22 protein-coding genes are annotated in these 24,662 nt (G+C 59.8%); 14 read left to right on the forward strand and 8 right to left on the reverse strand.

Features of this window, described 5'->3' with window-relative positions; all coding sequences use genetic code 11:
- Positions 1-36: 36 nt before the first annotated feature.
- The 3 genes from GOB85_RS01420 to GOB85_RS01430 all read left to right on the forward strand — a co-directional run bounded on the left by GOB85_RS01420 (position 37) and on the right by GOB85_RS01430 (position 2,950).
- The gene (locus GOB85_RS01420; RefSeq protein ID WP_173575810.1) at positions 37-867 is read left to right on the forward strand and encodes an IS5 family transposase; all 831 of its coding nucleotides are present in this window, start codon (positions 37-39) and stop codon (positions 865-867) included.
- Between the two features lie 91 nt (positions 868-958).
- Positions 959-1,831, forward strand: a complete 873-nt coding sequence (locus tag GOB85_RS01425) for an HNH endonuclease (protein WP_173575811.1) — start codon at positions 959-961, stop codon at positions 1,829-1,831.
- A 288-nt stretch (positions 1,832-2,119) separates the two neighbouring features.
- Positions 2,120-2,950, forward strand: a complete 831-nt coding sequence (locus GOB85_RS01430) for an IS5 family transposase (protein ID WP_173575958.1) — start codon at positions 2,120-2,122, stop codon at positions 2,948-2,950.
- 380 nt (positions 2,951-3,330) lie between these two features.
- Here the strand turns inward: GOB85_RS01430 and yajC are convergent, their stop codons facing one another.
- Positions 3,331-3,699, reverse strand: coding sequence for a preprotein translocase subunit YajC (yajC, locus tag GOB85_RS01435; RefSeq protein WP_173575812.1), 369 nt, complete (start codon positions 3,697-3,699; stop codon positions 3,331-3,333).
- 147 nt (positions 3,700-3,846) lie between these two features.
- Between yajC and GOB85_RS01440 the strand changes: the two genes are divergently transcribed.
- From GOB85_RS01440 to GOB85_RS01470, 7 genes are all read left to right on the forward strand, one after another.
- Positions 3,847-4,701, forward strand: a complete 855-nt coding sequence (locus GOB85_RS01440) for an ATP-binding protein (protein ID WP_173575959.1) — start codon at positions 3,847-3,849, stop codon at positions 4,699-4,701.
- Positions 4,702-5,036: 335 nt separating this feature from the next.
- Complete coding sequence (locus GOB85_RS01445; RefSeq protein ID WP_173575813.1) at positions 5,037-6,638, forward strand: flavin monoamine oxidase family protein; 1,602 nt, start codon at positions 5,037-5,039, stop codon at positions 6,636-6,638.
- Positions 6,638-7,072 (forward strand): c-type cytochrome, encoded by a 435-nt coding sequence (locus tag GOB85_RS01450; RefSeq protein WP_173575814.1) that lies wholly within the window; start codon positions 6,638-6,640, stop codon positions 7,070-7,072. The genes GOB85_RS01445 and GOB85_RS01450 overlap by 1 nt, the downstream gene beginning before the upstream one ends.
- 3 nt (positions 7,073-7,075) lie before the next feature.
- Complete coding sequence (locus tag GOB85_RS01455; RefSeq protein ID WP_173575815.1) at positions 7,076-7,600, forward strand: RidA family protein; 525 nt, start codon at positions 7,076-7,078, stop codon at positions 7,598-7,600.
- 153 nt (positions 7,601-7,753) lie between these two features.
- Positions 7,754-9,073: a Rieske 2Fe-2S domain-containing protein gene (locus GOB85_RS01460; RefSeq protein WP_408737011.1), complete on the forward strand. Its 1,320-nt coding sequence runs from the start codon at positions 7,754-7,756 to the stop codon at positions 9,071-9,073.
- Between the two features lie 7 nt (positions 9,074-9,080).
- A complete protein-coding gene (mutT, locus tag GOB85_RS01465; protein WP_173575816.1) occupies positions 9,081-10,097 on the forward strand; it encodes an 8-oxo-dGTP diphosphatase MutT in 1,017 nt (338 codons plus the stop codon).
- 105 nt (positions 10,098-10,202) lie between these two features.
- Complete coding sequence (locus GOB85_RS01470; protein WP_173575817.1) at positions 10,203-10,958, forward strand: competence/damage-inducible protein A; 756 nt, start codon at positions 10,203-10,205, stop codon at positions 10,956-10,958.
- A 138-nt stretch (positions 10,959-11,096) separates the two neighbouring features.
- Here the strand turns inward: GOB85_RS01470 and GOB85_RS01475 are convergent, their stop codons facing one another.
- The 3 genes from GOB85_RS01475 to GOB85_RS01485 are packed head-to-tail and all read right to left on the reverse strand — an operon-like array spanning position 11,097 to position 13,425.
- Positions 11,097-12,068 carry an acetyl-CoA carboxylase carboxyltransferase subunit alpha gene (locus GOB85_RS01475; protein WP_173575960.1) on the reverse strand — a complete coding sequence of 324 codons (972 nt, stop codon included), beginning with the start codon at positions 12,066-12,068 and terminating at the stop codon, positions 11,097-11,099.
- Between the two features lie 54 nt (positions 12,069-12,122).
- Positions 12,123-13,079, reverse strand: coding sequence for a tyrosine recombinase (locus GOB85_RS01480; protein WP_173575961.1), 957 nt, complete (start codon positions 13,077-13,079; stop codon positions 12,123-12,125).
- A 34-nt stretch (positions 13,080-13,113) separates the two neighbouring features.
- Entirely contained in the window at positions 13,114-13,425 is a 312-nt protein-coding gene (locus GOB85_RS01485) for a hypothetical protein (protein WP_242011232.1), read from the reverse strand.
- Positions 13,426-13,486: 61 nt separating this feature from the next.
- Here GOB85_RS01485 and aroB point away from each other — a divergent pair, with 61 nt between their 5' ends.
- From aroB to alaS, 4 genes are all read left to right on the forward strand, one after another.
- Positions 13,487-15,313 carry a 3-dehydroquinate synthase gene (aroB, locus tag GOB85_RS01490; RefSeq protein WP_173575818.1) on the forward strand — a complete coding sequence of 609 codons (1,827 nt, stop codon included), beginning with the start codon at positions 13,487-13,489 and terminating at the stop codon, positions 15,311-15,313.
- Positions 15,314-15,610: 297 nt separating this feature from the next.
- Entirely contained in the window at positions 15,611-16,744 is a 1,134-nt protein-coding gene (locus GOB85_RS01495) for an OmpA family protein (protein ID WP_173575819.1), read from the forward strand.
- A gap of 140 nt (positions 16,745-16,884) precedes the next feature.
- Entirely contained in the window at positions 16,885-17,418 is a 534-nt protein-coding gene (locus tag GOB85_RS01500) for a GtrA family protein (protein WP_173575820.1), read from the forward strand.
- Between the two features lie 118 nt (positions 17,419-17,536).
- The gene (gene alaS, locus GOB85_RS01505; protein WP_173575821.1) at positions 17,537-20,191 is read left to right on the forward strand and encodes an alanine--tRNA ligase; all 2,655 of its coding nucleotides are present in this window, start codon (positions 17,537-17,539) and stop codon (positions 20,189-20,191) included.
- A 420-nt stretch (positions 20,192-20,611) separates the two neighbouring features.
- On the opposite strand, the gene GOB85_RS01510 is transcribed toward alaS, so the two are convergent.
- The 4 genes from GOB85_RS01510 to epmA form a co-directional block, all read right to left on the reverse strand.
- Positions 20,612-21,985 carry an 8-oxoguanine deaminase gene (locus GOB85_RS01510; RefSeq protein WP_173575822.1) on the reverse strand — a complete coding sequence of 458 codons (1,374 nt, stop codon included), beginning with the start codon at positions 21,983-21,985 and terminating at the stop codon, positions 20,612-20,614.
- A gap of 87 nt (positions 21,986-22,072) precedes the next feature.
- On the reverse strand, positions 22,073-22,813 hold the full coding sequence (locus tag GOB85_RS01515) for a fasciclin domain-containing protein (RefSeq protein ID WP_194298621.1): 741 nt from the start codon (positions 22,811-22,813) through the stop codon (positions 22,073-22,075).
- Between the two features lie 209 nt (positions 22,814-23,022).
- Positions 23,023-23,460 carry a hypothetical protein gene (locus GOB85_RS01520; RefSeq protein ID WP_173575574.1) on the reverse strand — a complete coding sequence of 146 codons (438 nt, stop codon included), beginning with the start codon at positions 23,458-23,460 and terminating at the stop codon, positions 23,023-23,025.
- An 88-nt stretch (positions 23,461-23,548) separates the two neighbouring features.
- Positions 23,549-24,577, reverse strand: coding sequence for an EF-P lysine aminoacylase EpmA (gene epmA / locus GOB85_RS01525; protein ID WP_173575964.1), 1,029 nt, complete (start codon positions 24,575-24,577; stop codon positions 23,549-23,551).
- Positions 24,578-24,662 lie beyond the last annotated feature (85 nt).

Below are 24,662 nucleotides of genomic sequence, written 5' to 3' on the forward strand. Positions count from 1 at the left end.
TGATTCATGGGTTTGCGAGAACCTGATGAGATCAAGATGGCCTGGACTGAAATCACCCGCGCGCAGTATCAAAGGGACGACCTGGAATATGCAAGCGACCTGCGCGATGCGGAGTGGGCGCTGATTGCGCCGCTGATGCCCGAGAAGAAACGGCTGGGCAGACCACGACGTACGGATTTGCGCCGGGTCATGGAGGCGATCCTCTATATCGTCACGACCGGCTGCCAATGGCGGCAGTTGCCGCGTCACTTTCCCGCCTTCACGACCGTGCAGGGCTATTTCTATCGTTGGATCCGCGAGGGGCGATGGGAAGCCATGAACCATATTCTCGTGATCCTGTCGCGTGAGCAGGACGGGCGAGACGCCACGCCTTCGGTGGGCATTATCGACAGCCAGTCGGTTAAAACCGCTGAAAACGGCGGTCCACGCGGTTATGACGCGGGCAAGAAGATCAGGGGACGCAAGCGGCATATCGCGACCGACACGCTGGGTCATGTCGTGGCGGTTGTCGTACATTCCGCCGACATTCAGGATCGTGATGGTGCGCCGCTGGTAGCGGTCAGGATACGCTCATTGTTTCCCTGGCTTCGCCATCTGATCGGTGACGGGGGATATGCTGGCGAGAAGTTGCGGGGTGCGCTGGCTGAACTCGGACGATGGACGATCGAGATCGTCAAGCGCAGCGATCGGGCCGAAGGCTTCGTCGTCCTGCCGAAACGCTGGATCGTGGAGCGTAGCTTTGCATGGCTCGGGCGCTGTCGCCGCCTCACCAAGGATGTCGAGGCAACAATCTCTTCATCCCACGCGTGGTTGATGATTGCCCATATCCGCAGAGTTCTGCGGAAAATCAATCAAACCGCTTTCTGATTCAGGCTCTCAGGCAACCTGCCGGATAACCATCTGGCGGGAAAATTAAAAACACGTATTATTATTACTCAATGGGAAAGGTATTTTACGGATGCTGGCCTTCGACGAAGTGGTTCAAAGTCCAAACAACCTCATGGGAGTTAAGGCCGTATGGGGCGTCTCACAAGAGGCGGTTATGTGTTTTTCCACACGCGGAAGAGCAGAAGGAGTTGCAGAGCGTTCTTTATCGAAAAAATTCTTCGTAACCATTGGTGCAGGCTCCGATGTGCCTTCCGAGTTGGACGGGCGTGTTCTTGAATTAGTTAAGGTTACTAGTGTCTACGGAGAAACGAAAGCATTCGTGCAGGACTCTGTCCTTAAATCCAAACTGATGCAATGGCCGTTCGCAATCGTTACTTCTGAAACCTATGACGTAATAGGACACCCGCACCTTATTAATGACCTTGGTTTTCCAGATCGGAGAATATTAACTAATGCCTTTGATGGGGTTAAGCGTGATGATGAACGTATCCTGGAATTATGGGAAAAGATAAAGAACCATCCCATTCAACATAAGACAGAAATATTACCACCTCCTGGCTTTCTTGATACTGGTAAAGTCGAGTATTTTTCGACTTTCTACCCAAGATTAAAAATAACATCACCTGAAGGTAAAAAAGTCTGGACGCTATCTCTTGATGTCGAACGATCCAGAGAATTAAAACGCGCCGTAAAAGAAGAAAACAAATTACAACATGGTGGCACTCTAAAGTGCGAGGGGTGCGATTACTCTGATCCGGTAGACGGAATGTTCGATGCTCATCATCTTCAGCCCGTTTCATGTGGTGAGCGCGAAAGCACTATAGATGACCTTGTGGTGTTGTGTCCGACTTGCCATCGGTGGGTACATGTCAAAGGGCAGGATAAATTGGCACCTTTACCAATCCCAAAGCTACGCGAAATAAAAGGATTGCCACCCATTTGATACCTTGTGGCTGATATCTGGGCAGGTCCACGGGATGCAATCCCTAGCGAGTTATTCACGGCGATTGTATCGCTGGGGATATGCCTCGCTATAAATGATATTTTTAAATATATGCTATAATAAAAATCATGGAGACTCACAACCATGATGGAGAAAATGATACATATCCGAGTATCGGATAAAGAACATAAAGATATTGATGATTTTTCTCAGTGTCTGACCGAAAATGAGTTGAGTGATTTCAGCAGGTTATGATTCATGGGTTTGCGAGAACCTGATGAGATCAAGATGGCCTGGACTGAAATCACCCGAGCGCAGTATCGCCGGGACGACCTGGAATATGCAAGCGACCTGCGCGATGCGGAGTGGGCGCTGATTGCGCCGCTGATGCCCGAGAAGAAACGGCTGGGCAGACCACGACGTACGGATTTGCGCCGGGTCATGGAGGCGATCCTCTATATCGTCACGACCGGCTGCCAATGGCGGCAGTTGCCCCGGCACTTTCCGGCCTTCACGACCGTACAGGGCTATTTCTACCGCTGGATCCGCGAGGGACGATGGGAAGCCATGAACCATATTCTCGTGATCCTGTCGCGTGAGCAGGACGGGCGAGACGCCACGCCTTCGGTGGGCATTATTGACAGCCAGTCGGTTAAAACCGCTGAAAATGGCGGCCCCCGCGGTTATGACGCGGGCAAGAAGATCAAGGGACGCAAGCGACATATCGCGACCGACACGCTGGGTCATGTCGTCGCGGCTGTTGTACATCCCGCCGACATTCAGGATCGTGATGGTGCGCCGCTGGTAGCGGTCAGGATACGCTCATTGTTTCCCTGGCTTCGCCATCTGATCGGTGACGGCGGGTATGCTGGCGAAAAGTTGCATGGTGCGCTGGCTGAACTCGGCCGATGGACGATCGAGATCGTCAAACGTAGCGATCGGGCCGAAGGCTTCGTCGTCCTGCCCAAACGCTGGATCGTGGAGCGCAGCTTTGCATGGCTCGGACGCTGCCGCCGCCTCACGAAGGATGTCGAGGCAACAATCTCGTCATCCCACGCGTGGTTGATGATCGCCCATATCCGCAGAGTTCTGCGGAAAATCAATCAAACCGCTTTCTGATTCAGGCTCTCAGGGCTTTGCCCTGGAAGCCATCAAACGCTCACAGACCTTTGGAAAGGCTCTGTTGTCGTTACGCGTTGATCTGTGATTTTTCAAAGGGTTAGCAGAAGATCGGGCTCTGCCCGCACCCGGAAGGGTGCTCTGGCCCCCTTCACCCCCGATTTGCAGGAATTAAGAGGCTGTTTCAAAAGCCTCGCTGCCGGGCGGGAACGCCCCCTGAGGGGCGTGACCGGCGTGTGTTTTTGAGCGCGGAAGCGGAGCGGCCGTGGGGGCCGTGAGCATCGGAGCCCGAAAATCTGCGGTGAAACGCGCGTCTGATCGTCAGCGGAGAGGCTTTTGAAACAGCCTCTGAGGCGGGGCTTTGCCGGGGCCGGTGTGGCTCAGGCTTTCGTGACGGGAGTGGTGTCGTTCGCTGCTTTTTCGGTGCTGTTCAGGATCGAGGTGATGGTTGAGCGCATGACCTGCACCCGGACATTTGGCGCGATTTCGAGTTCGATCTCGGCTGAATCCGGATCGGATTTACGGACGACGCCGATGATGCCGCCTGCTGTGAGCACGCGGTCGCCACGGCGCAGTTTGTTGAGGCTTTCGCGCAGTTGCTTCTGTTTCTGCTGCTGCGGGCGGATCATCAGGAAATAGAAGATACCGAACACCAGAACGTAAGGCAGAAACTGCACGACGCTGCTCAGGCCTCCGCCTATGCCGCCGGCAGTCTGGGCGTAGGCTGGGGAAATCAGAAAATCTGGCATTGCGCTCACTTTTCGATGGACGGGTTGCAGGCCGTCCGGGCTGACTGATAGGCGGGACCATAGATTTTGGGTGGCGTGCGTCAACCCGCGGCGGGATGCGGATCGGCGCACGCTCAGCCAGAAAGCATCTGTTCCGGAGACTTCATGATGACGACAGAACTGCACCCCATTCTGGAACGGATTGCGTCCGCTCTGGAACGTCTCTCACCGCCGCCTGCCACGCTGGACGGTCTGGAGGTGGCTGATGCCTTTGTCTGGCAGCCGGAGCGCGGCCGTCTGAACCCTGTCGCTCATGTCGCTCATGTCGGGATCGACCTGATCCGGGGGGTCGATTCGCAGCGTGACCAGCTTCTGGACAACACTCGCCATTTCGCGCGGGGGCTGCCGGCGAACAATGCGATGCTCTGGGGTTCGAGGGGGATGGGCAAGTCGTCGCTCGTGAAGGCGTGTCATGCGACGGTCAATGCTGACGGGCCGCCGCGCGGCAATGTTGTGCTGGTGGAAATCGAGCGTGAGGATCTGGCGACGCTTCCTGACCTGCTTGGGCTTCTGCGCGGTGCTTCGCGGCGTTTCATCGTGTTTTGCGATGATCTGTCTTTCGAGCGCGAGGATCGGGATTACAAGGCGCTGAAATCTGTTCTGGATGGTGGCATTTCGGGACGGCCGGAAAATGTTCTGTTTTATGCGACGTCCAACCGGCGGCATCTGATGCCGCGGGACATGATTGATAATGAGCGTTCGACGGCCATCAGTCCGGGTGAGGCTGTTGAGGAGAAGGTGTCGCTGTCCGACCGGTTCGGTCTGTGGCTCGGATTTCATTCCTGCCCTCAGGATGTCTATTTCGACATGGTTCGCGGGTATGCAAAAGACCGGCGGATTTCGATTACCGATGAGGATCTGTGCATGCGGGCGAACGCGTGGGCGATCACGCGTGGCAACCGTTCCGGGCGTGTTGCCGTGCAGTTTATTGATGACCTTGCCGCGACGGTTGAGGGGCAGTGAGACAGGCTGCGGGTGGCTTTTCGTTGCCGGGTCTGATCCGGACTTAGCGGCCTGTTCCGGACGTTTTTCTGCTGAGTAAGAGTGCTCCGTAAGGTGTGCTGCCGGCGGGTGTTTTTGATCCCGGAAGCGGAGCCGCCGTACGGGCCGCGAGCATTGGCGCACAGACAAAATGTGTTGGATTGCCGACAGAGAGACTTCTGAAACAGTCGCTTACGAATATCCGATCAGTGCCGTTTGCGTCAGCGGCTTCCCGTTTACAAGCCGTATTGATCCATGTCAGGAACGACAGGGAACATGAATGCAGTTTTTCTGCTCACTATAATTAGGGACGATGCATGGCAGACGCTTCTCAGCAAACGGCGCCCACACGCCGCCAGTTGCTGACCCGGATTGGTCTTCTCGCGGGCAGTGCGGGACTTTATCAGGCGATGACGAGCCTTGGACACGCGATGGGGACCGATTTCAAGGGTCCGCCTGTCCTGTCGGGAGCGCGGCGCGGCACACGGGTTGTCGTTCTGGGCAGCGGACTGGCGGGGATGCTGGCGGCTTATGAGCTGCGCAAGGCTGGTTACGCCGTTCAGGTTCTTGAATATCAGAATCGCGCCGGTGGCCGGAACATCACGCTGCGTGGCGGTGACACAGTGACCGAAATGGGTGGTCACACGCAGAAAGTTGGTTTCTCACCGGGGAATTACATCAATCCGGGTCCGTGGCGGATTCCGTATCATCATCAGGGGCTGCTGCATTACTGCAACGCCTTTGGTGTGGCTCTTGAGCCGTTTATTGAGCTGAATCACAACTCGTATCTGCACTCCACGAACGCATTTGGCGGCAAGCCGGTGCGTTACCGCGAGTATGCGAATGATTTCTTCGGATACACCGGCGATCTGATTTCCAAGGCTATTGATCAGCACAAGCTGGATGACGTGATTTCCGCGGATGAGCGGGCTCATGTGAAGGCGGCGATGCAGGGCTGGGCCGGACTGACTGATAGCGGCGCCTGGACGAAGGGGAACCGGAGTTCGCTGCGTCGTGGTTTCGAGAAGGCGCAGGGAGGCGGCGTTGATGGAGCGCCGATTCCGTCCGATCCGTTCTCACGTGAAGAAATCATGAGTTCGGGCCTGTGGCAGTTTATTGCTTTCCACGAGCGGCTGGACATGCAGACGACGATGTTCCAGCCGGTCGGTGGCATGGACAATATCGGCAAGGGGTTTATCCGCCAGGTTCATGATCTGATCACGCTGAACTGCAAGGTCACGGCGATTCATCAGGATGACCATGGGGTGAAAGTCACTTATAACGACATGGCGAATGGTGATGCGGTGAAGACCGTCGACGCTGATTACTGCGTGTGCACTATTCCCCTGCCCGTTCTGTCCCAGCTTGATATCCAGGTCAGCGGACCGCTGAAGGCAGCGATTGCGGCTGTGCCTTACGGCTCCTCGGTGAAGCTGGGTCTGGAGTTCAGACGGCGGTTCTGGGAGCAGGATGAGCAGATTTATGGCGGGATCAGCTTTACGAATCAGCAGATCAGCCAGATTTCCTATCCGAGTGCCGGAATTTTCTCGAAAGGCCCGGGCGTTCTGCTTGGGGGCTACATGTTCGGGCCGGCGGCGCTTGATTTTGCGGGGATGACGCCGCAGCAGCGTGTGGAAGAGGGTCTTCGGCAGGGCAGCCTGATTCATTCGCAATATCGGAAAGAGTTTTCCAACGGCGTCGGGTTTGCCTGGAGCCGCATGCCGTGGACGCTCGGCTGTTGCGGGGCATGGACTGAGCAGGCTCGCAAGGAGCACTACAAGACCCTCACCTCCATGGATAACCGGATCGTTCTTGCGGGCGAGCACGCCTCTTATGTCGGCTGCTGGCAGGAGGGGGCCATTCTGTCGTCTCTGGCGGCCATTACCACGCTGCACAAGCGTGCTGTGGGAGGTGCGTGATGCGCTTCGGTTCTTATTTTCTGGTCGCTGCGATGCTGGGCGGCGCGCTGTCGGCTCTGGTTGCGCCGGGTGTGGCCCGGGCTGATTCGGCGACGTCCGTTGCCGGCCCTTTACAGCCTCTGACGACGGGGGCCGCGGTTTATCAGCATGTCTGTCAGGGCTGTCATATGGCTGATGGCAAGGGTGCTTCGGGGGCCAGTGCGGGTTTTCCGGCGTTTGCCGGAAATGCTAAGTTGCAGGTTGCGGATTATCCGATTTATACGATTCTGACTGGCCACGGCGGCATGCCTCCGTTTGCGGGGCTTCTGACAGACAAACAGGTGGCTGATGTGGTTAATTTTATCCGCACCCATTTCGGCAATCACTTCACCGATCCGGCCACGCCGGAAGAGGTTGCTCCGATGCGCCCCACTCTCACGAAGGAAGAAGAGTAATCCATGAGCTTTTTCTCACGTAACGCATTCCTCGCGCTTGCCTGCGCCGGTGCTGCCGGTTTCTGTGGACTCAGCGGTGCATCAGCGGCGGATTCAGTCCTGCGTCACGTGGACCCGGCCAGCCATTTTCCGATCGCGCAGGCGATTGAGGTTCCGCCGGGTGCGACCACGGTTTATCTGAGTGGCATGGGTGCTCCGGTGATCGACAAAACGGCGGATGTGCATTCACTCGCGGCTTATGGCGACACTGAGACGCAGACGCGCGGGGCTCTTGAGAAGATTCAGGACCAGCTTTCAAAGCTGAATCTGACGATGAGCAGCGTGGTGCAGATGCACATGTATATGGTTGCTGATCCGAAGCTTGGAAAAGCTGATCTTCCCGGCATGATGAAGGCGTATACGCAATTTTTTGGCACGAAGGCGCAGCCGAACCTCCCGGTTCGTTCTGCGTTTGAAATTGCACGTCTTGGCAACCCTGGCTGGCTGATTGAGATTGAAGTGACTGCCGTGCGGACGACTCATCCGTAACAGAAAACGGGGATTACGAAGAGAGTTCATGTGTTTGATCTGGCTCACTTCGACACTCCGGAACGGATGGTATAGACGCTATGCGTCCATGTCTCCGCCGCCTTTCAGGCATATGGGCGGAGACAACATGGAGGAAGCATGAGCAGGGACACGATGGACCAGTCACTTCAGAGCGAACTTTCGGCTCAGGCAGCCGGTATGTCACACGAGGCGGCGGATTGTCCCGCCTCGCCCGGCGAGCAGCCATCGGGAATGAAACCAGGCACTGACCTGCGGCGCGTTCATTGTGATCCCAATTTCTGGTACCCCGTTGCGTGGTCCCGTGAGCTTAAATCCGGCAAAACCATCGGTGTGCGCTACGCGGAGCATCCCATTGCTCTTGTCCGCCCCGAAGAGGGACCGGTTTTCGCCCTTGAAGACCGGTGTGCCCATCGCCAGGTGCCTCTGAGCAAGGGGCGCGTCTGCGGTCAGTCGGTTCAGTGCTGTTATCACGGCTGGGCTTACGGGCGTTCGGGCCGGTGCATCGATGTTCCCTATCTTGGCAAAGGCAAGTTGCCGAACGGTGTGCGGACTTACCCGGTTCTGGAGCAGGACGGGCTGATTTTCGTGTTTCCGGGAGACCCGGAGAAAGCCGCGACGACGCATTTGCCGGCGGTTCTCGCGCGGGTCGAAGATCCTGGGTATAAAACCCGACGATTTGGGAAAGTCGTGGGCTGTCACTACAGTTTCATGCATGAGAATCTGATGGATATGAATCATCAGTTCATGCACATGAAACAGATGGGGCAGATGCGTCCGCGCTTTCTGGGTCAGAAGCGTGAGGCCGGAATGGTTGAGGCGCGTTATTCTTTCGCGCGGACCAGTGGCAAGCAGCCTCTTGGAGAGGCACTTATTTTCGGTGAACGGCGTGATGCATCGGCGAAGTTTGCCGATCGCGATGTCATGACGATCCGGACGGTTTATCCTTATCAGACGCTGCATATTCAGACTGGTGACGCTGATCCGGTGATGGATCTCTGGATTGCCTATACGCCGCAGGACGGGGAGCAGCTCACGAACCGGACATTTGGTCTGCTCTCGGTCAAGCGGCCCGGGATTCCTGGTCTGCTTGATCTGGCCTGGCCGTTCCTTGTCGCCTTTACCGAGCGGATTTTCGCCGAGGATCGGGAGATTGTCGAGCTTGAGCAGCAGGCGTGGCGTGATCTGGGCGGGGACCATAATCTTGAGGTTTTCCCGGTCATCAATCTGCTGCGGAGTCTGCTGGCTGAATGTGGCGTGCAGCCAGAGCCGGAAAAACCCGCCGGGGAGCCGGCAGTGGCCGCTTCGGCGCCTTTGGAGACACCGAAGCCGGTGACGGCCAGTGCAGCCGCGACTGCGGGGGGTGCTTCGCCAGGCGGCGACGTGGTGCGGAAAACGGGTCGCACGAGACGCAGAAAGAGTAAGGCCGACGCCACATCTGATCAGAAAGTCTGATTACGCCTTGTCCGGCGGGAGTTACAAAAACACTGGCACGCCGGTTCTGACAGCCGGAGCTTACACGCTGCGTGGCCTTCTTCCCGAGGACGCGAATGCGATTCATCGGCAGGTGAATGACTGGAATGTCATTCGCATGCTGAGCCGGCTGCCTTTTCCTTATCCGCATGAACTGGCTGTGGACTGGATTGCGGGCACGGCGCGTCAGGCTGACGAAGGAACGGCCTGGCATTTTGCGATTATCGACCCGGCAGGCAGTCTGGTTGGCTGCGTGGGGCTGACGCTTCATCAGGGTGGGCGGCGGGCATCGCTCGGTTACTGGATTGGACGGAATCACTGGGGGCGCGGCATCGCGTCTCTGGCGGCGGATCGTGTCTGCCGCTGGGCGCTCGCCAATCTGCCTCTTGACGGTCTGGAAGCGAAAACCGCGCAGGACAATATTGCGTCGGCTGCGGTGCTGCGTCGGGTGGGGTTTCGGCAGACCGGCACTGCGACAATGCCGTTTATGGCCCGTGGCGGGGACATTCCGGTCCTTACGTTTGAAGCTGTCCGGTCAGATTTTGACGCGGTTCATGAGGCTGTCGCTGAGACTGATGCGCCGGCGTCCCCTTCCGGGGTGACCGGGAGGCGAGTGCTGCTCGTTGTGGCTGCGGCGCTGATCGATTCTGACGGTCGCGTTTTGCTGGCGCGGCGGCCTGAGGGGAAGTCACTTGCCGGTTTATGGGAGTTTCCCGGCGGGAAGATTGACGCAGGCGAGACGCCTGAAACTGCTCTCATTCGGGAACTTAATGAGGAACTGGGCATTGATGTGACCAGAGCGTGTCTCGCTCCTTTCACATTTGTTTCTCATGCTTACGAGAAATTTGATTTACTGATGCCGCTCTGGCTTTGCCGTCGCTGGCATGGCACTCCGCAGGGACGTGAGGGCCAGGCTCTGGCGTGGGTCAGGGCGGATGATCTGGAAAAATATCCGATGCCTCCGGCTGATCTGCCGCTCATTCCCTTTCTTCGCGATCTGCTGTGATCCGCACACCGGACGAGGGGCATGTCTGGAAAAATGACGGCCGCATCGCCAGAATGACGACCGCGCGATTCTTCCTGATCTGCCTGACTGACCGGAGCGACTGATATGAACCCGACATCCGCCCTCATTGTGATTGGCAATGAAATTCTCTCAGGCCGGACGCAGGATGCCAACATCCGGTATCTTGCGGTTCATCTGGGTGAGATCGGGGCTCCGTTGCGGGAGGTCCGGGTGATTCCGGACATCGCGGACACGATTGTTGCAACCGTGACGGAGATGAAGGCGCGGTATGATCAGGTGTTCACGACGGGTGGCATCGGACCGACTCATGACGACATCACCAGCGCCTGCATTGCCGAGGCTTTTGGCGTTCCGCTGGAGTTGCATGAGGAAACGGCTGCGCTGATGGAAAAGCATTACGGCAGGGATGAATTCACATCTGCCCGTCAGCGGATGGCGATGTTGCCGCGTGGCGCCACGCCGATCACGAACTCACGCTCGGTTGCACCCGGATTCACGATGGGCAATGTGCATGTGATGGCGGGAGTGCCGTCGATCATGCAGGCGATGTTCGAGTCCGTGGCGCCGCATCTGAAGCACGGTGAGCCCATCGACTCGCGTACGTGGCATGCGTTGAATCTTTATGAGAGCGTGGTCGCGGCGCCGCTTGAGGTTGTGCAGAAGCATTATCCGCATCTGGATGTCGGGTCTTACCCGTTCCAGCGCGATGACGGGCGGCGCGGGATTGCACTGGTGGTCAAGGGGACCAGCCAGAAGGATCTGGACGCGGCGGCGGGTGAAGTTCGCGATCTGATTGCGGCGGCGGGGCGGGAACCGCTGGAAGGTGAGCCTTCCATCTGACTGGCTGGCCCTGTTTCGGGACGCTCAGGACTTTCCACCAAAGGTCTGAGACCTTTGGTGGTTATCACGGGTAAAGCCTGGAGAAGGAAGGCGCCAGGACTTAACGCAGATGATGACCTGAGGCTGCGGCGTCTGCCCTCAGGAGAGGGCGCTGCGGCCCATGGCGAGGAATTTTTCCCGGCGCTGGGCGACCAGCGAAGCCTCTCCGACCGTTAGCAGCGGCATCAGTTCTTCCGCGATGGCCTGACCGAGTTGTTCGATCATGGTTTTCGGATCGCGCTGCGCTCCGCCAACTGGCTCGCTGACAATACGGTCGATCAGTCCGAATTTGCGAAGATCCTGTGCTGTCAGGCGCAGAGCATCGGCGGCGGTGGATGCCTGCTTGGGATCGCGCCACAGAATCGAGGCACAGGCTTCCGGTGAGATCACCGAGTAGATGGCGTTTTCAAGCATCAGCACGCGATCTGCTGAGGCCAGGGCCACGGCGCCCCCGGAGCCGCCTTCACCGATGATGGTCGCAATGAGCGGAACCGGAACGGAAAGGCAGGTTTCGATGGAGCGGGCGATGGCTTCGGCCTGCCCTCTGGCTTCCGCGTCGATTCCCGGCCAGGCGCCGGAGGTATCGACGAAGGTGAGGATCGGCAGACGGAACCGGCCGGCGAGCTTCATCAGCCGGATGGCTTTCCGGTAGCCTTCCGGGCGGGCCATGCCGAAATTATGGGCGAGGCGCGTTTCCAGCTCGGAACCGCGCTCCGTTCCGATCACGACCACGGACTGGCCGTTGAAGCGACCGAGGCCACCAACGATAGCCTTATCGTCACTGAACTGGCGGTCTCCCGCCAGAGGCGTGAACTCGGTGATCAGGCCGTTGATGTAATCAAGCGCGTGCGGGCGCTGCGCGTGGCGGGCGACCTGCACTTTCTGCCATGGGGTAAGTTTGGCGTAGAGCGCGCGAAGCTGCTTTTCCACCTTATCCGTCAGCTTTCCGATGTCATCGGAGATGCTGACATTACCGGCCTCGCCCTCACGGGCAGCCGCCATATTTCGCAGATCGTCGATCCTGGTCTCAAGTTCGGCGATCGGCTTCTCGAAATCCAGAAACTGACGCATGGCCGATGCCGATAGCACAGTCACGGCCAAAGCCAAGCGTCCGGGCTCTTCAGATTACAGATTCTTTTCATCTGTGGCGGATGAGGGAATCGTGTCGCCGTTATCCTGCGGCTGTCCCAGCGGGTGGTGGGCCTGCACGATTTCCTTCAGCCTGTCGGCCTGAACATGGGTGTAAATCTGCGTTGTTGAGATGTCGGCGTGGCCGAGAAGCGTTTGCAGGGTGCGCAGATCGGCCCCGTGGGCGAGCATGTGGGTCGCGAAGGAATGGCGCAGGACATGGGGCGAGAGTCGGTCGGCGGAGATCCCTGCCCTGCGCCCGAGTTCTGCCAGGATTTTATCGAAACCCTGGCGGGTCAGTGGCTTTGAGGGGGAGCGGCCGGGAAAGAGCCAGGGGCCGGGATGGGCGGAGTCTTCGCGAAGAAGAGCCTGGACCGCGATGCGGGCTGGTTCGGACAGGGGCACGAGGCGTTCGCGGCCACCTTTTCCCCGGATCAGAAGCATACGGGTGTTTTCACGAAAGGACTCACGGCGGAGCGCGAGCATCTCCGAGACGCGGAGGCCGGTCGCGTAGAGCAGTTCGAGCGCGGCCCGCCCGAGAATCAGGCGTCGGCGCGGGACCGGCGCGGAGTCCGGCTCGGGTGTTCCGGCTTCGATCAGCGCGACGACTTCTGCCTCGGTCAGAAATTTTGGCAGTGAGCGTTGTGGCGACGGGGCATCGAGTTGTGCCGCAGGATTATCGGGGCGGCGGTCGTCGCGCAGAAGAAAGAGGTAATACTGACGGATGCAGGAGATTCGCCGGGCGATGGTGCGGCGGGCAGAGCCGGACGCACTCATCTCGCTGACCCAGGCGCGCAGGCCTTCGGGGCTGGCGGTATCGAGGTCTTCTCCCTGCCGGAGCAGGCTGGCGGCACAATCCGCGAGGTCTGTCGCGTAGGCTTCCAGGGTTGCCGGTGCAGCCGCGCGTTCGGCTGCGAGCATTTCCAGAAAGGGTTCGATAGAGGTCTGGCTCAGGAACCGGGCTCCCTGCGATGGCTGGCGCTCTGGCTCAGTGTGCGGGAGCTGGCTGCGGCGGAGCCGGAACAGCGGCGGAGGGAGCGGTCACCGGGGTCTGGACGACCGGAGGCGCTGAGGGCGCCGGGGCTGTCGGGAGCGGTGGCATGACGGGCAGTGATGGTGCCGGCGCGGCGGAGGCGAACAGGCTCTGCGGCAGATCCTTATGCACCATCTGCTGAGCGGGCGGGGTGGAGCTGGCGCCGAGCATGGCGACGCCTCCCAGAAGAATGACCGCAGCGACTGCTGCGGCGATGATGACGATTCGGCGCATTGAAGCCTCGATTCCCATGGGGCGGCGGTGCATACTGCAGTCCCGCGGCCTCGCCTTGACGTGTGTTCGCTCGCTCTATGTTACGATGTGATCCATGTCACGCCCATACCCTTCTGAAGAGCCGGAATATTCCCCGGCCACACCCGGAATCGCCGCTACGGACAGCGCGTCCGCGCGGCTGCCTGCGTCGGAGCCCGGTTTCTCGCAGACCGATCCGTTTCCGCTCAATCTGGATGCTGTGCGGGCCTGCACGGGCTTTGGCCCTCAGGCGGGGCGAAGCATCGTTCTGATCGGGCTGATGGGGGCCGGAAAATCAACGATCGGGCGGCGGCTGGCGCAGAGGCTCGGGCTCGGCTTTGTCGATGCGGATGCGGAGATTGAACGGGCGGCGGGCTGTTCGATCAGCGATGTGTTCCGCATGTATGGCGAGAATGCTTTTCGCGATGGCGAACGGCGCGTCATCAGGCGGCTGCTTGACGGTCCTTCCCGCGTTCTCGCGACAGGCGGGGGAGCCTTCATGAACGCGGAAACGCGGGGGCTGATCCGGGAACGGGCGATTTCCGTCTGGCTGCGATGTCCGCTGGATATTCTGGTGAGACGGGTTTCCGGTCGCGGTCATCGCCCTCTGCTTAATAATACCCGGCCACGGGACGTGCTGGAGCGCCTGATGGTTGACCGGCATCCTGTTTATGCCGAGGCCGATATCATCGTACAATGTGGAGATGACAACGTGGACAATTCCACCACCCGTGTGATTGAGGCGCTTGCGCTGAACCACCGGCCACGGCGGCTGCCGATTGCGCTCGACCGGACATCTTATGACGTGGTCATCGGTGCGGGTCTTCTGGAACGGGCCGGCGCGCTTCTTGCTCCTGTTGTTCCGCAGAAGCGGGCTGTTGTCGTGACAGACTCGACAGTGGCCGGCCTTTATCTGGAACGGCTGCAGGAATCGCTGAATGATTCCGGGTTTCTGGTTCACTCTGTTGTTGTGCCGCCGGGCGAGAAATCGAAATCCCTGGAAGAATTCAATCGTGTCACGGATGCGATTCTTGAGCAGGGCGTAGAGCGGCGCACGACCATTATTGCTCTCGGTGGCGGCATTGTCGGCGATCTGGCGGGCTTTGTCGCGGCGACTGTGCTGCGGGGGCTGCCTTTTGTGCAGATACCGACGACGCTGCTTTCGCAGGTCGACTCCTCCGTTGGCGGCAAGACGGGAATTAATACGCGCTGGGGCAAAAACCTCATTGGCGCCTTCCATCAGCCGGTGATGGTGCTTGCTGACATTTCGACGCTTGCGACGCTTCCTGTCCGCGAGATCAGGGCGGGGTACGCCGAGATTGTTAAGGCTGGCCTTCTTGGTGACGAGGCGCTTTTTGCGTGGTGCGAAATGCATGGCGCGGCGGTTCTTTCTCAGGAGCCGGAAGCTCTGGCTGAGGCTGTTGAGCAGGCCTGCGCCTTCAAGGCCGCGGTTGTGACGAAGGACGAGTTTGAGCAGAGTTCCGAGGGTGGACGGGCTCTGCTGAATCTGGGCCACACCTTCGGGCACGCGCTGGAAGCGGAGATGGGATATGACGGCCGCCTTCTGCATGGAGAAGGTGTTTCAATCGGTCTCCGGCTGGCGTTTCTGCTCTCCGTCCGCCTTGGTTACTGCCCGCAGGCTGATCTGGATCGCGTCACCGCACATCTGGAGGCCTGCGGCATGCCTGCGCGGATTTCCGATATCGGTGAAACCTTTTCCGCGGACGTTCTTCTCCGTCACATGACGCGCGACAAGAAAATGCGCGACGGAAAACTGACTTTTGTTCTCGTTCGCGGAATCGGCCAGGCTTTTACATGCCGGAATGTTCCGGAGGAGGCGGTTCGGGCTGTCCTTATGGAAGATGGATGTGCATCTGACGCGGTGCTGCCACCGAATAACTGAAGAGCATCATGACCTGTGTCATTTTGCCACAAAAGAAACGGCGGCAAACAGCGTTAATTCAGCGGTAAACCTTACTTTCTGCCTATGGTCGGATAGTAGCCTCACGCTGAGTTTTATCAGGCAGCGAAATGAAGTGTTGCATATAAATCACTGTTATGACCTCTAATACCCGAAAGCATGACAGGACGGGTTCCATTAACGGAACCCCTCGCTTTATAGGGCTTTTAGACATCTTGCAGGGGCTGAATTGCCGATGGTAGGTGTCGGCCCCGACAGATGAAGAATGAGGACGAAAAAATGCGTCTCCGCACGGCGTTACTCGCTACAACCCTGATGGCAGCGGCCCCGGTGGCCGCATCCGCCACCACAATCACCGGTCCGTATGTCGACATCGGCGGTGGCTATGATCTGACCCAGAGCCAGCATGCACATTTCGCCGGCGATGCCGGTGGAGAAGGCGGCGGTTCTTCGACATATCGCCACAAAGACGGCTTCACGGGCTTTGGCTCCTTCGGCTGGGGCTTCGGCAACGGTCTGCGTGCGGAAGTTGAGGGTGTTTATAACTACTCCCAGATCAACCATGCCCGTAACGGCGCCGCGAATTCGACCCGCGGCAGCGATCAGTCCTACGGCGGCCTGGTCAACGTTCTGTATGACATTGACCTGAAGCAGTTCGGGATCGACGCGCCTGTGACACCGTTTGTCGGTGTTGGTGCCGGTTATCTCTGGCAGCATTACAACCCGACAACATCGATGTACCAGAACGGTGGTTCGACCCGCCTTGGTGGCACGAACGGCGGATTTGCCTATCAGGGCATCGTCGGTGCCGCTTATGACATTCCGAATGTTCCTGGCCTTCAGGTCACGACGGAATATCGTATGATCGGTCAGCCTGGCTCGTTCGTCGATGGCTCCTACAGCGGCACGTCGATCAGCGCTCCGAGCGGTCATCGTTCCACGGGTAACGTGAACTTCGACCACCGCTTCAACCACCAGTTCATTCTGGGCCTGCGTTATGCGTTCGATACGGCTCCGCCGCCGCCGCCGCCAGCTCCGATTGCTCCGCCGCCGGTTGTGACTCCTGCCCGTACGTATCTGGTGTTCTTCGACTGGGATAAGTCGAACCTGACCGCACGTGCACGTCAGATCGTGGCTGAGGCAGCTCAGGCTTCCACGCACGTTCAGACGACCCGCATTGAAGTTAACGGCTACACCGATAACTCGTCGGCTCGTGGCGGCGCTTCCGGTGCGAAGTACAACATGGGTCTGTCCATCCGTCGCGCTGACAGCGTGAAGGCTGAACTGGTTCGTGATGGCGTTCCTGCCAGCGCGATCGACATCCATGGTTATGGTGAGCAGCATCCGCTGGTTCCGACGGGTCCGAACACCCGCGAGCCGCAGAACCGCCGCGTCGAGATCATCCTGCACTGATCCCGTTTTCGGTATCTTTCAGGATCATCAGAGAAAAGGGCGCCATTCCGGCGCCCTTTTTTCATTCTGGTCTTCTGATCCGGCCATAACTTCCAGGAAGAGCCAGCGTCTTCGCCATGTCAGATGCTTCTCACGTGTCCATGTCTGCTTCAGACAGCAACGCTGGCGGACGCTCCGCCTCGTTCAGACGGTTTCTTAAATTCGGTATTGTCGGCAGCGCCGGTTATCTCTGGGATACCGGAACGGTGTATGCATTGCTGCCTGTTCTCGGACTGGGCACAGCGACACTGGTTGCGTATTTTGTCGCCGCGACGCTCAACTGGGTGGCGAACCGGTTCTGGACCTTTGGTGATGCGGGCCGGCACGAGCATCCGGTTCTGCAATGGCTGAGATTTCTCACAGCAAACAGTCTCGGGTTTTTCCTGAATCGCGGCACTGTTTACGCACTTTTCTATTTTGAGCCATTCTGTCGCGACTATCCTTTTATAGCGCTTGCTGCTGGTTCTTTTGCCGGAATGTTCGCTAATTTTGCTCTGAGCAACCGTCTGGTCTTCCGTGAGCGGCCTCCTGTTTCAGCGCTCGATCTGGCGGAAATTGCGACGGGCGCAGTTGATCCCGAGCTTCCCGAAGCGGATGAAGCCGTGCCGGCCAGCCCGGATGCGAGGCTCCGCTGACACTTTCGGGACTGTTCCGACTGCGCTACAGTTCAGACATCAACATCGTCTTTTCTTTCTGGTCGCCTGAGATCCTTTCCGGGACCATGCAACCGCTATCAGGACCCCTCCCCGCGCCATGTCATCAACAAACGAAATCCGCGCTGCCTTCCTCGAATACTTTGCGTCTCATGGACACCAGATCGTGCCCTCTTCGTCGCTGGTGCCGCGGAACGATCCGACATTGCTGTTCACCAATGCCGGCATGGTTCAGTTCAAGAATGTTTTTACGGGGCAGGAAACGCGTCCGTATTCGCGGGCAACGACCGCGCAGAAAGTTGTGCGTGCCGGTGGCAAGCACAATGACCTCGACAATGTCGGCTACACGGCGCGCCATCATACGTTTTTTGAAATGATGGGGAATTTTTCTTTTGGTGATTATTTCAAGCCGCTTGCGATAGAGCTCGCCTGGAAGCTGGTGACGGGTGATTTCGGGCTGCCGAAAGACAGGCTGCTCGTCACGGTGTTTTCCGAGGATGAAGAAGCAGCCTCTCTGTGGAAGAGCATTGCCGGACTGACGGATGACCGCATCATTCGCATTCCGACGTCTGACAACTTCTGGCGGATGGGCGATGTCGGTCCCTGCGGTCCGTGCTCGGAGATTTTCTACGATCATGGGCCGGATGTTCCGGGTGGGCCGCCGGGCTCTCCGGATGAAGATGGCGACCGGTTTGTCGAGATCTGGAATCTCGTTTTCATGCAGTTTTTCGAGGATCCGCCGGGCGTGCGTTCGCCGCTGCCGCGTCCTTCGATCGATACCGGGCTGGGACTGGAGCGTTTTGCCGCGATCCTTCAGGGCAAGCGCGACAATTACGACACGGATACGTTCCGCGCTCTGATTATGGCGTCGGCTGAGGTGACGTCACAGGCTCCGGACGGTCCGTTCAAAGCAAGCCACCGGATTATTGCGGATCATCTGCGCTCCACGGCGTTTCTGATTGCCGATGGTGTGCTGCCGTCGAAGGACGGACGCGGGTATGTGCTGCGGCGCATCATGCGGCGGGCGATGCGTCATCTGCACATGATGGGGACGACGGAACCGGTGTTTTACAAGCTGCTGCCGGCTCTGATTCAGCAGATGGGCGCGGCTTATCCTGAGCTTGGTCAGGCGGCGCCTCTGATTCGCGAGACGATGCGTGGTGAAGAGGAGCGTTTCAAGGTGATGCTTGGACGCGGTCTCTCGCTGCTGGCGGAGGAGACGGAGCAACTCCCTGCCGGCGGGGCTCTTCCGGGAGATGTGGCGTTTAAACTGTATGACACATTCGGGTTTCCGCTCGACCTGACGCAGGATGCGCTGCGTGGCAGCGGCTACACGGTCGATGTTGACGGGTTTGATGCGTCGATGAAGGTTCAGCGCGATCGTGCGCGCGCGGCCTGGACGGGATCGGGCGATGCAGCCGTTGAGACGGTGTGGTTCGAGGCGCGGGACCGGTTCGGGGCGACGGAGTTTCTTGGTTACGGCACTGAGGACGTGGAGGCGGAAGTTCAGTTTATCGTTTCCGGCAATGCGAGTGTGACGGAGGCGGGTATCGGCACTGAGGTGGCGATTCTGCTGAATCAGACGCCGTTCTATGGCGAAAGCGGCGGCCAGGTTGGCGATACGGGTGAGATCACAGCGCCGGGCGTTCGGGTTGCTGTGTCGGACACGCAGAAGAAGCTGGGCGATCTGCTGGTTCACTATGGCACCGTGACGGAAGGCACGCTGAAGACCGGCATGGCGGTTCATGCGGTGGTCGATCATCGGCGGCGTTCGGCGATCAGGGCGCATCATTCCGCGACGCATCTGCTGCATGAGGCGCTTCGCCGCAGGCTGGGTGAGCATGTGATGCAGAAGGGCAGTCTGAACGCGCCGGACCGGCTGCGTTTTGACGTCAGTCAGCCGCGTCCGATCACGCGGGAGGAGCTTGATGAGATCGAGGCTGAGGTGAATGCGCGTATCCGGGCCAACACGCCGGTGATGACGCGGATCATGACGCCTGAAGATGCTTCGGCTGAGGGTGCGATGGCGCTGTTCGGTGAGAAATACGGCGACGAAGTGCGCGTGGTGTCGATGGGCGGCGCGGACGAGGCGACCGGGAAGCCGGGCTGGTCGGTTGAGCTTTGTGGCGGCACGCATGTTGGTCGCACGGGCGATATCGGGCTGTTCCGGATTTCCTCGGAAAGCGGTGTTTCGGCAGGTGTCCGGCGTATTGAGGCTGTGGCCGGTGAAGCGGCGGAGGCGGTTGCGATCGCTAACGAGCAGCGGCTGGTGCAGATGGCGGCGATGATGAAAGTCACGATTGCCGAGGCGCCGGAGCGGCTGGCGACGTTACTGGAAGAACGTCGGGCGATGGAAAAGCGGATTTCCGATCTGCAGCGCAAGCTGGCTATGGGCGGGGCGGACGAGACGTCGGTTGAGACCATTGCGGGCGTTCCGTTTGCGGGGCGGAATGTGGGGGATACGTCGCCACGTGAGCTGAAGGGACTTGCTGAGACGATTGGCAGGCAGATTGGCGTGGGTGTGGTTGCGCTGGTGTCGACGGCGGATGGCAAGGGCAGCGTGGTGGTTTCGGTGAATCCGGAACTGCCTGAGGCGTTTGATGCCGTGACTCTTGTGCGGGCGGCCAGTGCGGCTCTTGGCGGCAAGGGTGGCGGTGGCCGGCGTGACATGGCGCAGGCTGGCGGGCCGGATATCGCGGCGGCGGATGCGGCGCTTGAGGCTGTGCGGGCGGGGATTGTCGCGGCGCGGGGGTGAGACTGGCCGCGTTATCCGTGCTGGTATTTTCTCAGGGCTTTGCCCTGGAACCCGTCAAAGGTCTCAGACCTTTGGGAAGGCTCTGTTGTCGTTAGGTGTTGATCTGTGATTTTTCAAAGGGTTGTCAGAATCCGGGCTCTGCCCGAACCCGGCAGGGACCGTCACGCGAAGGCGTGCTGCGCACGACGGCCCCTGCACCCCGGTTAATTAATAATAAAATGGTTTCCAAAGGTCTGTGACCTTTGGTGGGTTCCAGGGCAAAGCCCTGGGAAGAAGCCAACACTTCATGACAACAGAGCCTCTGGAAACTGGCTTGTTTAAATAAAATGGGGCGTGAAGGGGTCTGCGATCCCTTCCGGGTTCTGGCAGAGCTGACGCTAACACAGCTTTTTAACAGGTTTCAGGGCAAAGCCCTGAGGCTCAGCCCGCGAGAAGAGTGCTGGCGAGGCAGTTATGCGTCTCGATCAGGCGGTGTTCGCTGGTGCTCAGCAATTCACCGTCACGCACGATCGTACGCCCGTTGACCATTGTAAGGGCGGCGCGGCCGGGTGTGCAGAACACGAGGGCGGCGACGGGGTCGGACCGGGCGCCGGTGTAATCGAGGCCACGCATGTCGAAGGCGACGAGATCGGCGGCCATGTTGGGGGCGAGGAAGCCGATATCATCGCGGCCCAGGGTGGCGGCTCCGCCACGGGTTGCGAGGGCAAGGATGTCACGGGCCGTCATGAAGCGGCGAGCCTGCTGATCGGGCTCGAAAGAGGTGCGGACGCGGGCCAGCAGCATGGCCTGGCGGGCTTCGGCGAGCATATGGCTGCTATCGTTTGAAGCGGAACCGTCGACGCCGAGGCCGACGCGGATGCCGGCGGTCTGCATGGTTGTGACCGGGGCGATGCCGGAGCCGAGGCGCATGTTCGAGCAGGGGCAGTGTGCGACGCCGGTGCAGGTTGCGCCGAAGCGGGCGATCCCGGCGGGATCGAGTTTGACGCAGTGGGCGTGCCAGACATCGGGGCCGACCCAGCCGAGGTCTTCGGCGTATTCCGCCGGAGTGCGGCCAAAGACTTCACGGCTGTAATCGACGTCGCTGTCGTTTTCGGCGAGATGCGTGTGCAGGGTTGTCCCGGTGGCGCGGGCGAGTTTTGCGGCTTCCTTCATCAGATCCGTGCTGACGGAGAACGGGGAACACGGGGCGACGACGACGCGGCGCATGGCATAGCGGGATGGGTCGTGCCAGCGTTCGATTTTCTGCTGAGTGTCGCGGAGGATGGTTGCTTCGTCCTCGACGAGGCTGTCGGGAGGCAGGCCGCCTTTGCTTTCGCCAACGCTCATGGAGCCACGGGCAGCGTGGAAACGCATGCCCATTGTGGTCGCGGCCTCGATCTGGTCGTCGAGGGTGGCGCCGTTGGGGAAGAGGTAGAGATGGTCGCTTGTGGTGGTGCAGCCGGACAGGAGGAGTTCGGCCATGGCTGTCCGGGTGGACACCTGGATCATCTCGGGGGTCAGGCGCGCCCAGATCGGGTAGAGCGCTTTCAGCCAGCCGAACAGTGAGGCATCCTGGGCTGCCGGGATTACCCGTGTCAGCGTCTGGAACATGTGGTGATGGGTGTTGACTAGGCCGGGCAGGAGCACATGACCCGCGAGGTCGATGCTCTCGTCGAACGCCCCCGGATCGTCGTGGCTTTCACCGAGAGCGTCAATGCGGTTGCCGGTGACACGGACCCATCCGCCGGCAATCTCGCGCCGTGCATCGTCCATGGTGACGATGTGAGCGTTTCTGAGCAGCACGGTCACCGGCATCGTTCGTCCTTCAGGTTTCAGGCGCGACAGTCTGGCGTGACAGGATGGAAGCCGCCATCCTGTCGGCAGGGTCAGAAAGCCGCCGGATTAACGCAATGGCGCGAGAGGTTTCGCGGCAACGGACTGTGTGCTCTTTGCGAAGGATGACGCTGCCGGAGCGACCTGTGGGAACACGGGAGAAAGCAGCGACTGGGTGAAATACAGCACACCGTTTGACTGCGGGATGCCTGTGACCCACAGCCTGTTTACCGCGCCCGCGCCGTTGCTGAGAATCAGCTGTCCCGAGGCCGGGTCCGGTGAGACCGTGAGGATCGCGCCTGACAGGGTATGCAGGCCGATCGCATGGGTTGGCTGTCTGGCGATCGCTTTTCTGAGCGCATCGACGGACCATCTTCCGGGGACGATTGTGTAACCCAGCAGCGACTTCAGGGCGGGGGCGTTCGCTGGCTGCAGGATGCCGCCGGAGAACTGAGCTTCATAGCGCTGGAGCGGGCCGTTTGCGATGGCGAAGACCGTATAGGGCCCACCCTGCTCAAGGATATTGAACAGGCCGACTGACTGGAGCGCGCGCGTGTAGTTCGCGAGTTCAATCGCCGATCTCAGCGACTCAGCAATCGGCCGGTCACAGTAAACCGGCGTTTCCGGGTCCGGGTAGGCGATGGCGCTGTCAGGCCCTTCTTTTGCGTCACGGGGCACGTAATTTCGTGTACCGGACACGGTTGGCGCCATGAACGAACAGACACTTCCATCCTGTGCGTGGGCATCCTGTCGTGCCCCGCTCTGGCAGCCTCCGAGCGACAGAGCCACCAGTGCTGAGGCCCCAGCCATACCGTATCGCCCTGCCAAACCTGGCCGCATTCCAGTCTCCAATCCCGAGTTTCAGCGTCCGCGCCGGACATGATGACGGACCGCGCCGACAAGTCTATGCCGCCCGGGTTTCACATCCGTAAATCCACAACCGGCTCGCGCCGCTTATCGGCTCCCGCGCGCTGTCACAACCCCCGGTGTTCGGAGAACCGTTACCGGATAAGCGGATATCAGCAGCCGTCGCCACGCATCGTCCATCCGGTGACGGCGCCCCCGGCGAGTTCGAAGGTGGTCTGGCAGACGGTGTTGTAATAGCTCGACGGGAAGCCGCCGCCCATCATTCCCATGCCCATTCCGCCGCCGCCCCAGCCGCCACCCCAGCCACCGCCATAACCTCCCCAGCCGCCGCCCCAGCCCGGGCCGCCGCCCCAGCCGCCCCAGCCCCAGCCCATGCCGCCGGAGCTGTAGCTTGTCTGGTTATCGATATAGGCGAGGAAGATATGCCCGTTGGTCTGGAATGTCCGGGTGGGCACGCCATACGCACGGATGACGTCGACCTCTGTCTTGCCCACGAGAGCATCGAGCTGTTTGCGCTGAGCATCTGTCGGACCTGTGCAGCCGGCGACGACGAAAACGGCCAGCAAGGGCCAGATACGCTTTATGACCATGACGACGCCCCTATCTTCTGCGACGAACCTGAGAGACCGGCGCCGGGCCGTTCCGGAGCTTGCAGGCTTTGCTCAAGGTTACGCGAATTTATCCAAGCCACAAGACGTCCCTCAGGCGAGGCGCGCCGGTTGCCAGCATTACGAGACGGTCGAAACCGAGGGCTATGCCTGAAGTCGGTGGCATAACCGGTAACGCGCCAAGAAAAGCTTCGTCTATCACCCATGATTTTCTCTCCGGATAAAGTTCCGCCCGGCGTTGCCGGTCTGCTTCGAACCGCTGACGCTGTTCCCTGCTGTCGGTCAGTTCCTCGAAGGCGTTCGCAAGTTCAACACCGCCGACATACAGTTCGAATCGCAATGCGGTGCGCGGATCGGCCGGGCATGTCCGGGCCAGAGCGGCCTGGCTGGCGGGCCAGTGGGTGAGGAATGTGGGACGCTCACGTCCGATCGCGGGTTCGATGCGTTCGAGCAGGAGGCGGAAAAACAGGTCTTCCCAGGTTTCCCGCTCCCGCAGGGTGCAGCCGGCCTGTGTGGCGAGGGCGCTGGCGTTGTCGGCTGTGGCGAGAACATCGGCGCCGGCATAGCGGTGGAAAGCGTCCGCGACGGTCAGCCGTTCGAAGGGCGTGTCGATGGGAATGAGCTGACCGTCACGGTGGATCCGGGGGGGCAGCAGGCGCTTCACGAAGGTTTCGGTCTCGTCCATGAGCGAGGCCAGGCTGGCGCCGGGACGATACCATTCCAGCATGGTGAATTCGGGCGCGTGCAGGGCGCTGCCCTCGCCGTTACGCCAGACGCGGGCGAGCTGGAAGATGGGCAGGCCGGTGGCGGCGACGATCCGCTTCATGGCGAATTCGGGGCTTGTGTGCAGGAAGAGAGGTTCGCGGTCGCCCTCCGGTGAGGTGCGTTCCGTTTCGAAGACGTGGAGGTGCACTTCCTCTCCGGGAGCTGGCACGGCGTATGGCGTTTCGACTTCCAGGTATCCGCGCGCGTCGAAGAAGGCGCGGGTCGCGCGGTTCATCAGGGCGCGGCGACGCAGGAGTGGCAGCCGTTCGGCGATATGTGTCGGATCCGTCTCTGTTCGCGGATTGCCTGCTGTGTGTTGCTCCGCTCCGTTCATATGGCCCCCTGCCCTTCGGGTTTTATCCGCGTCGTCTGTCATTCGGTGTCGCTTCGCCGATATCGCTTTGCGCAGCGGATCGGAA

It is taken from the genome of Acetobacter fallax, from assembly GCF_011516735.1.
Taxonomy (GTDB): domain Bacteria; phylum Pseudomonadota; class Alphaproteobacteria; order Acetobacterales; family Acetobacteraceae; genus Acetobacter; species Acetobacter fallax.

What these genes read in the sequence shown, in the direction of transcription:
- GOB85_RS01420 (WP_173575810.1), top strand. Translation starts at nt 37, where the DNA reads ATGGCCTGGACTGAAATCACCCGCGCGCAGTATCAAAGGGACGACCTG.
- GOB85_RS01425 (WP_173575811.1), top strand. Translation starts at nt 959, where the DNA reads ATGCTGGCCTTCGACGAAGTGGTTCAAAGTCCAAACAACCTCATGGGA.
- GOB85_RS01430 (WP_173575958.1), top strand. Translation starts at nt 2,120, where the DNA reads ATGGCCTGGACTGAAATCACCCGAGCGCAGTATCGCCGGGACGACCTG.
- yajC (WP_173575812.1), bottom strand. Translation starts at nt 3,699, where the DNA reads ATGCCAGATTTTCTGATTTCCCCAGCCTACGCCCAGACTGCCGGCGGC.
- GOB85_RS01440 (WP_173575959.1), top strand. Translation starts at nt 3,847, where the DNA reads ATGACGACAGAACTGCACCCCATTCTGGAACGGATTGCGTCCGCTCTG.
- GOB85_RS01445 (WP_173575813.1), top strand. Translation starts at nt 5,037, where the DNA reads ATGGCAGACGCTTCTCAGCAAACGGCGCCCACACGCCGCCAGTTGCTG.
- GOB85_RS01450 (WP_173575814.1), top strand. Translation starts at nt 6,638, where the DNA reads ATGCGCTTCGGTTCTTATTTTCTGGTCGCTGCGATGCTGGGCGGCGCG.
- GOB85_RS01455 (WP_173575815.1), top strand. Translation starts at nt 7,076, where the DNA reads ATGAGCTTTTTCTCACGTAACGCATTCCTCGCGCTTGCCTGCGCCGGT.
- GOB85_RS01460 (WP_408737011.1), top strand. Translation starts at nt 7,754, where the DNA reads ATGGACCAGTCACTTCAGAGCGAACTTTCGGCTCAGGCAGCCGGTATG.
- GOB85_RS01470 (WP_173575817.1), top strand. Translation starts at nt 10,203, where the DNA reads ATGAACCCGACATCCGCCCTCATTGTGATTGGCAATGAAATTCTCTCA.
- GOB85_RS01475 (WP_173575960.1), bottom strand. Translation starts at nt 12,068, where the DNA reads ATGCGTCAGTTTCTGGATTTCGAGAAGCCGATCGCCGAACTTGAGACC.
- GOB85_RS01485 (WP_242011232.1), bottom strand. Translation starts at nt 13,425, where the DNA reads ATGCACCGCCGCCCCATGGGAATCGAGGCTTCAATGCGCCGAATCGTC.
- aroB (WP_173575818.1), top strand. Translation starts at nt 13,487, where the DNA reads ATGTCACGCCCATACCCTTCTGAAGAGCCGGAATATTCCCCGGCCACA.
- GOB85_RS01495 (WP_173575819.1), top strand. Translation starts at nt 15,611, where the DNA reads ATGCGTCTCCGCACGGCGTTACTCGCTACAACCCTGATGGCAGCGGCC.
- GOB85_RS01500 (WP_173575820.1), top strand. Translation starts at nt 16,885, where the DNA reads ATGTCTGCTTCAGACAGCAACGCTGGCGGACGCTCCGCCTCGTTCAGA.
- alaS (WP_173575821.1), top strand. Translation starts at nt 17,537, where the DNA reads ATGTCATCAACAAACGAAATCCGCGCTGCCTTCCTCGAATACTTTGCG.
- GOB85_RS01510 (WP_173575822.1), bottom strand. Translation starts at nt 21,985, where the DNA reads ATGCCGGTGACCGTGCTGCTCAGAAACGCTCACATCGTCACCATGGAC.
- GOB85_RS01515 (WP_194298621.1), bottom strand. Translation starts at nt 22,813, where the DNA reads ATGGCTGGGGCCTCAGCACTGGTGGCTCTGTCGCTCGGAGGCTGCCAG.
- GOB85_RS01520 (WP_173575574.1), bottom strand. Translation starts at nt 23,460, where the DNA reads ATGGTCATAAAGCGTATCTGGCCCTTGCTGGCCGTTTTCGTCGTCGCC.
- epmA (WP_173575964.1), bottom strand. Translation starts at nt 24,577, where the DNA reads ATGAACGGAGCGGAGCAACACACAGCAGGCAATCCGCGAACAGAGACG.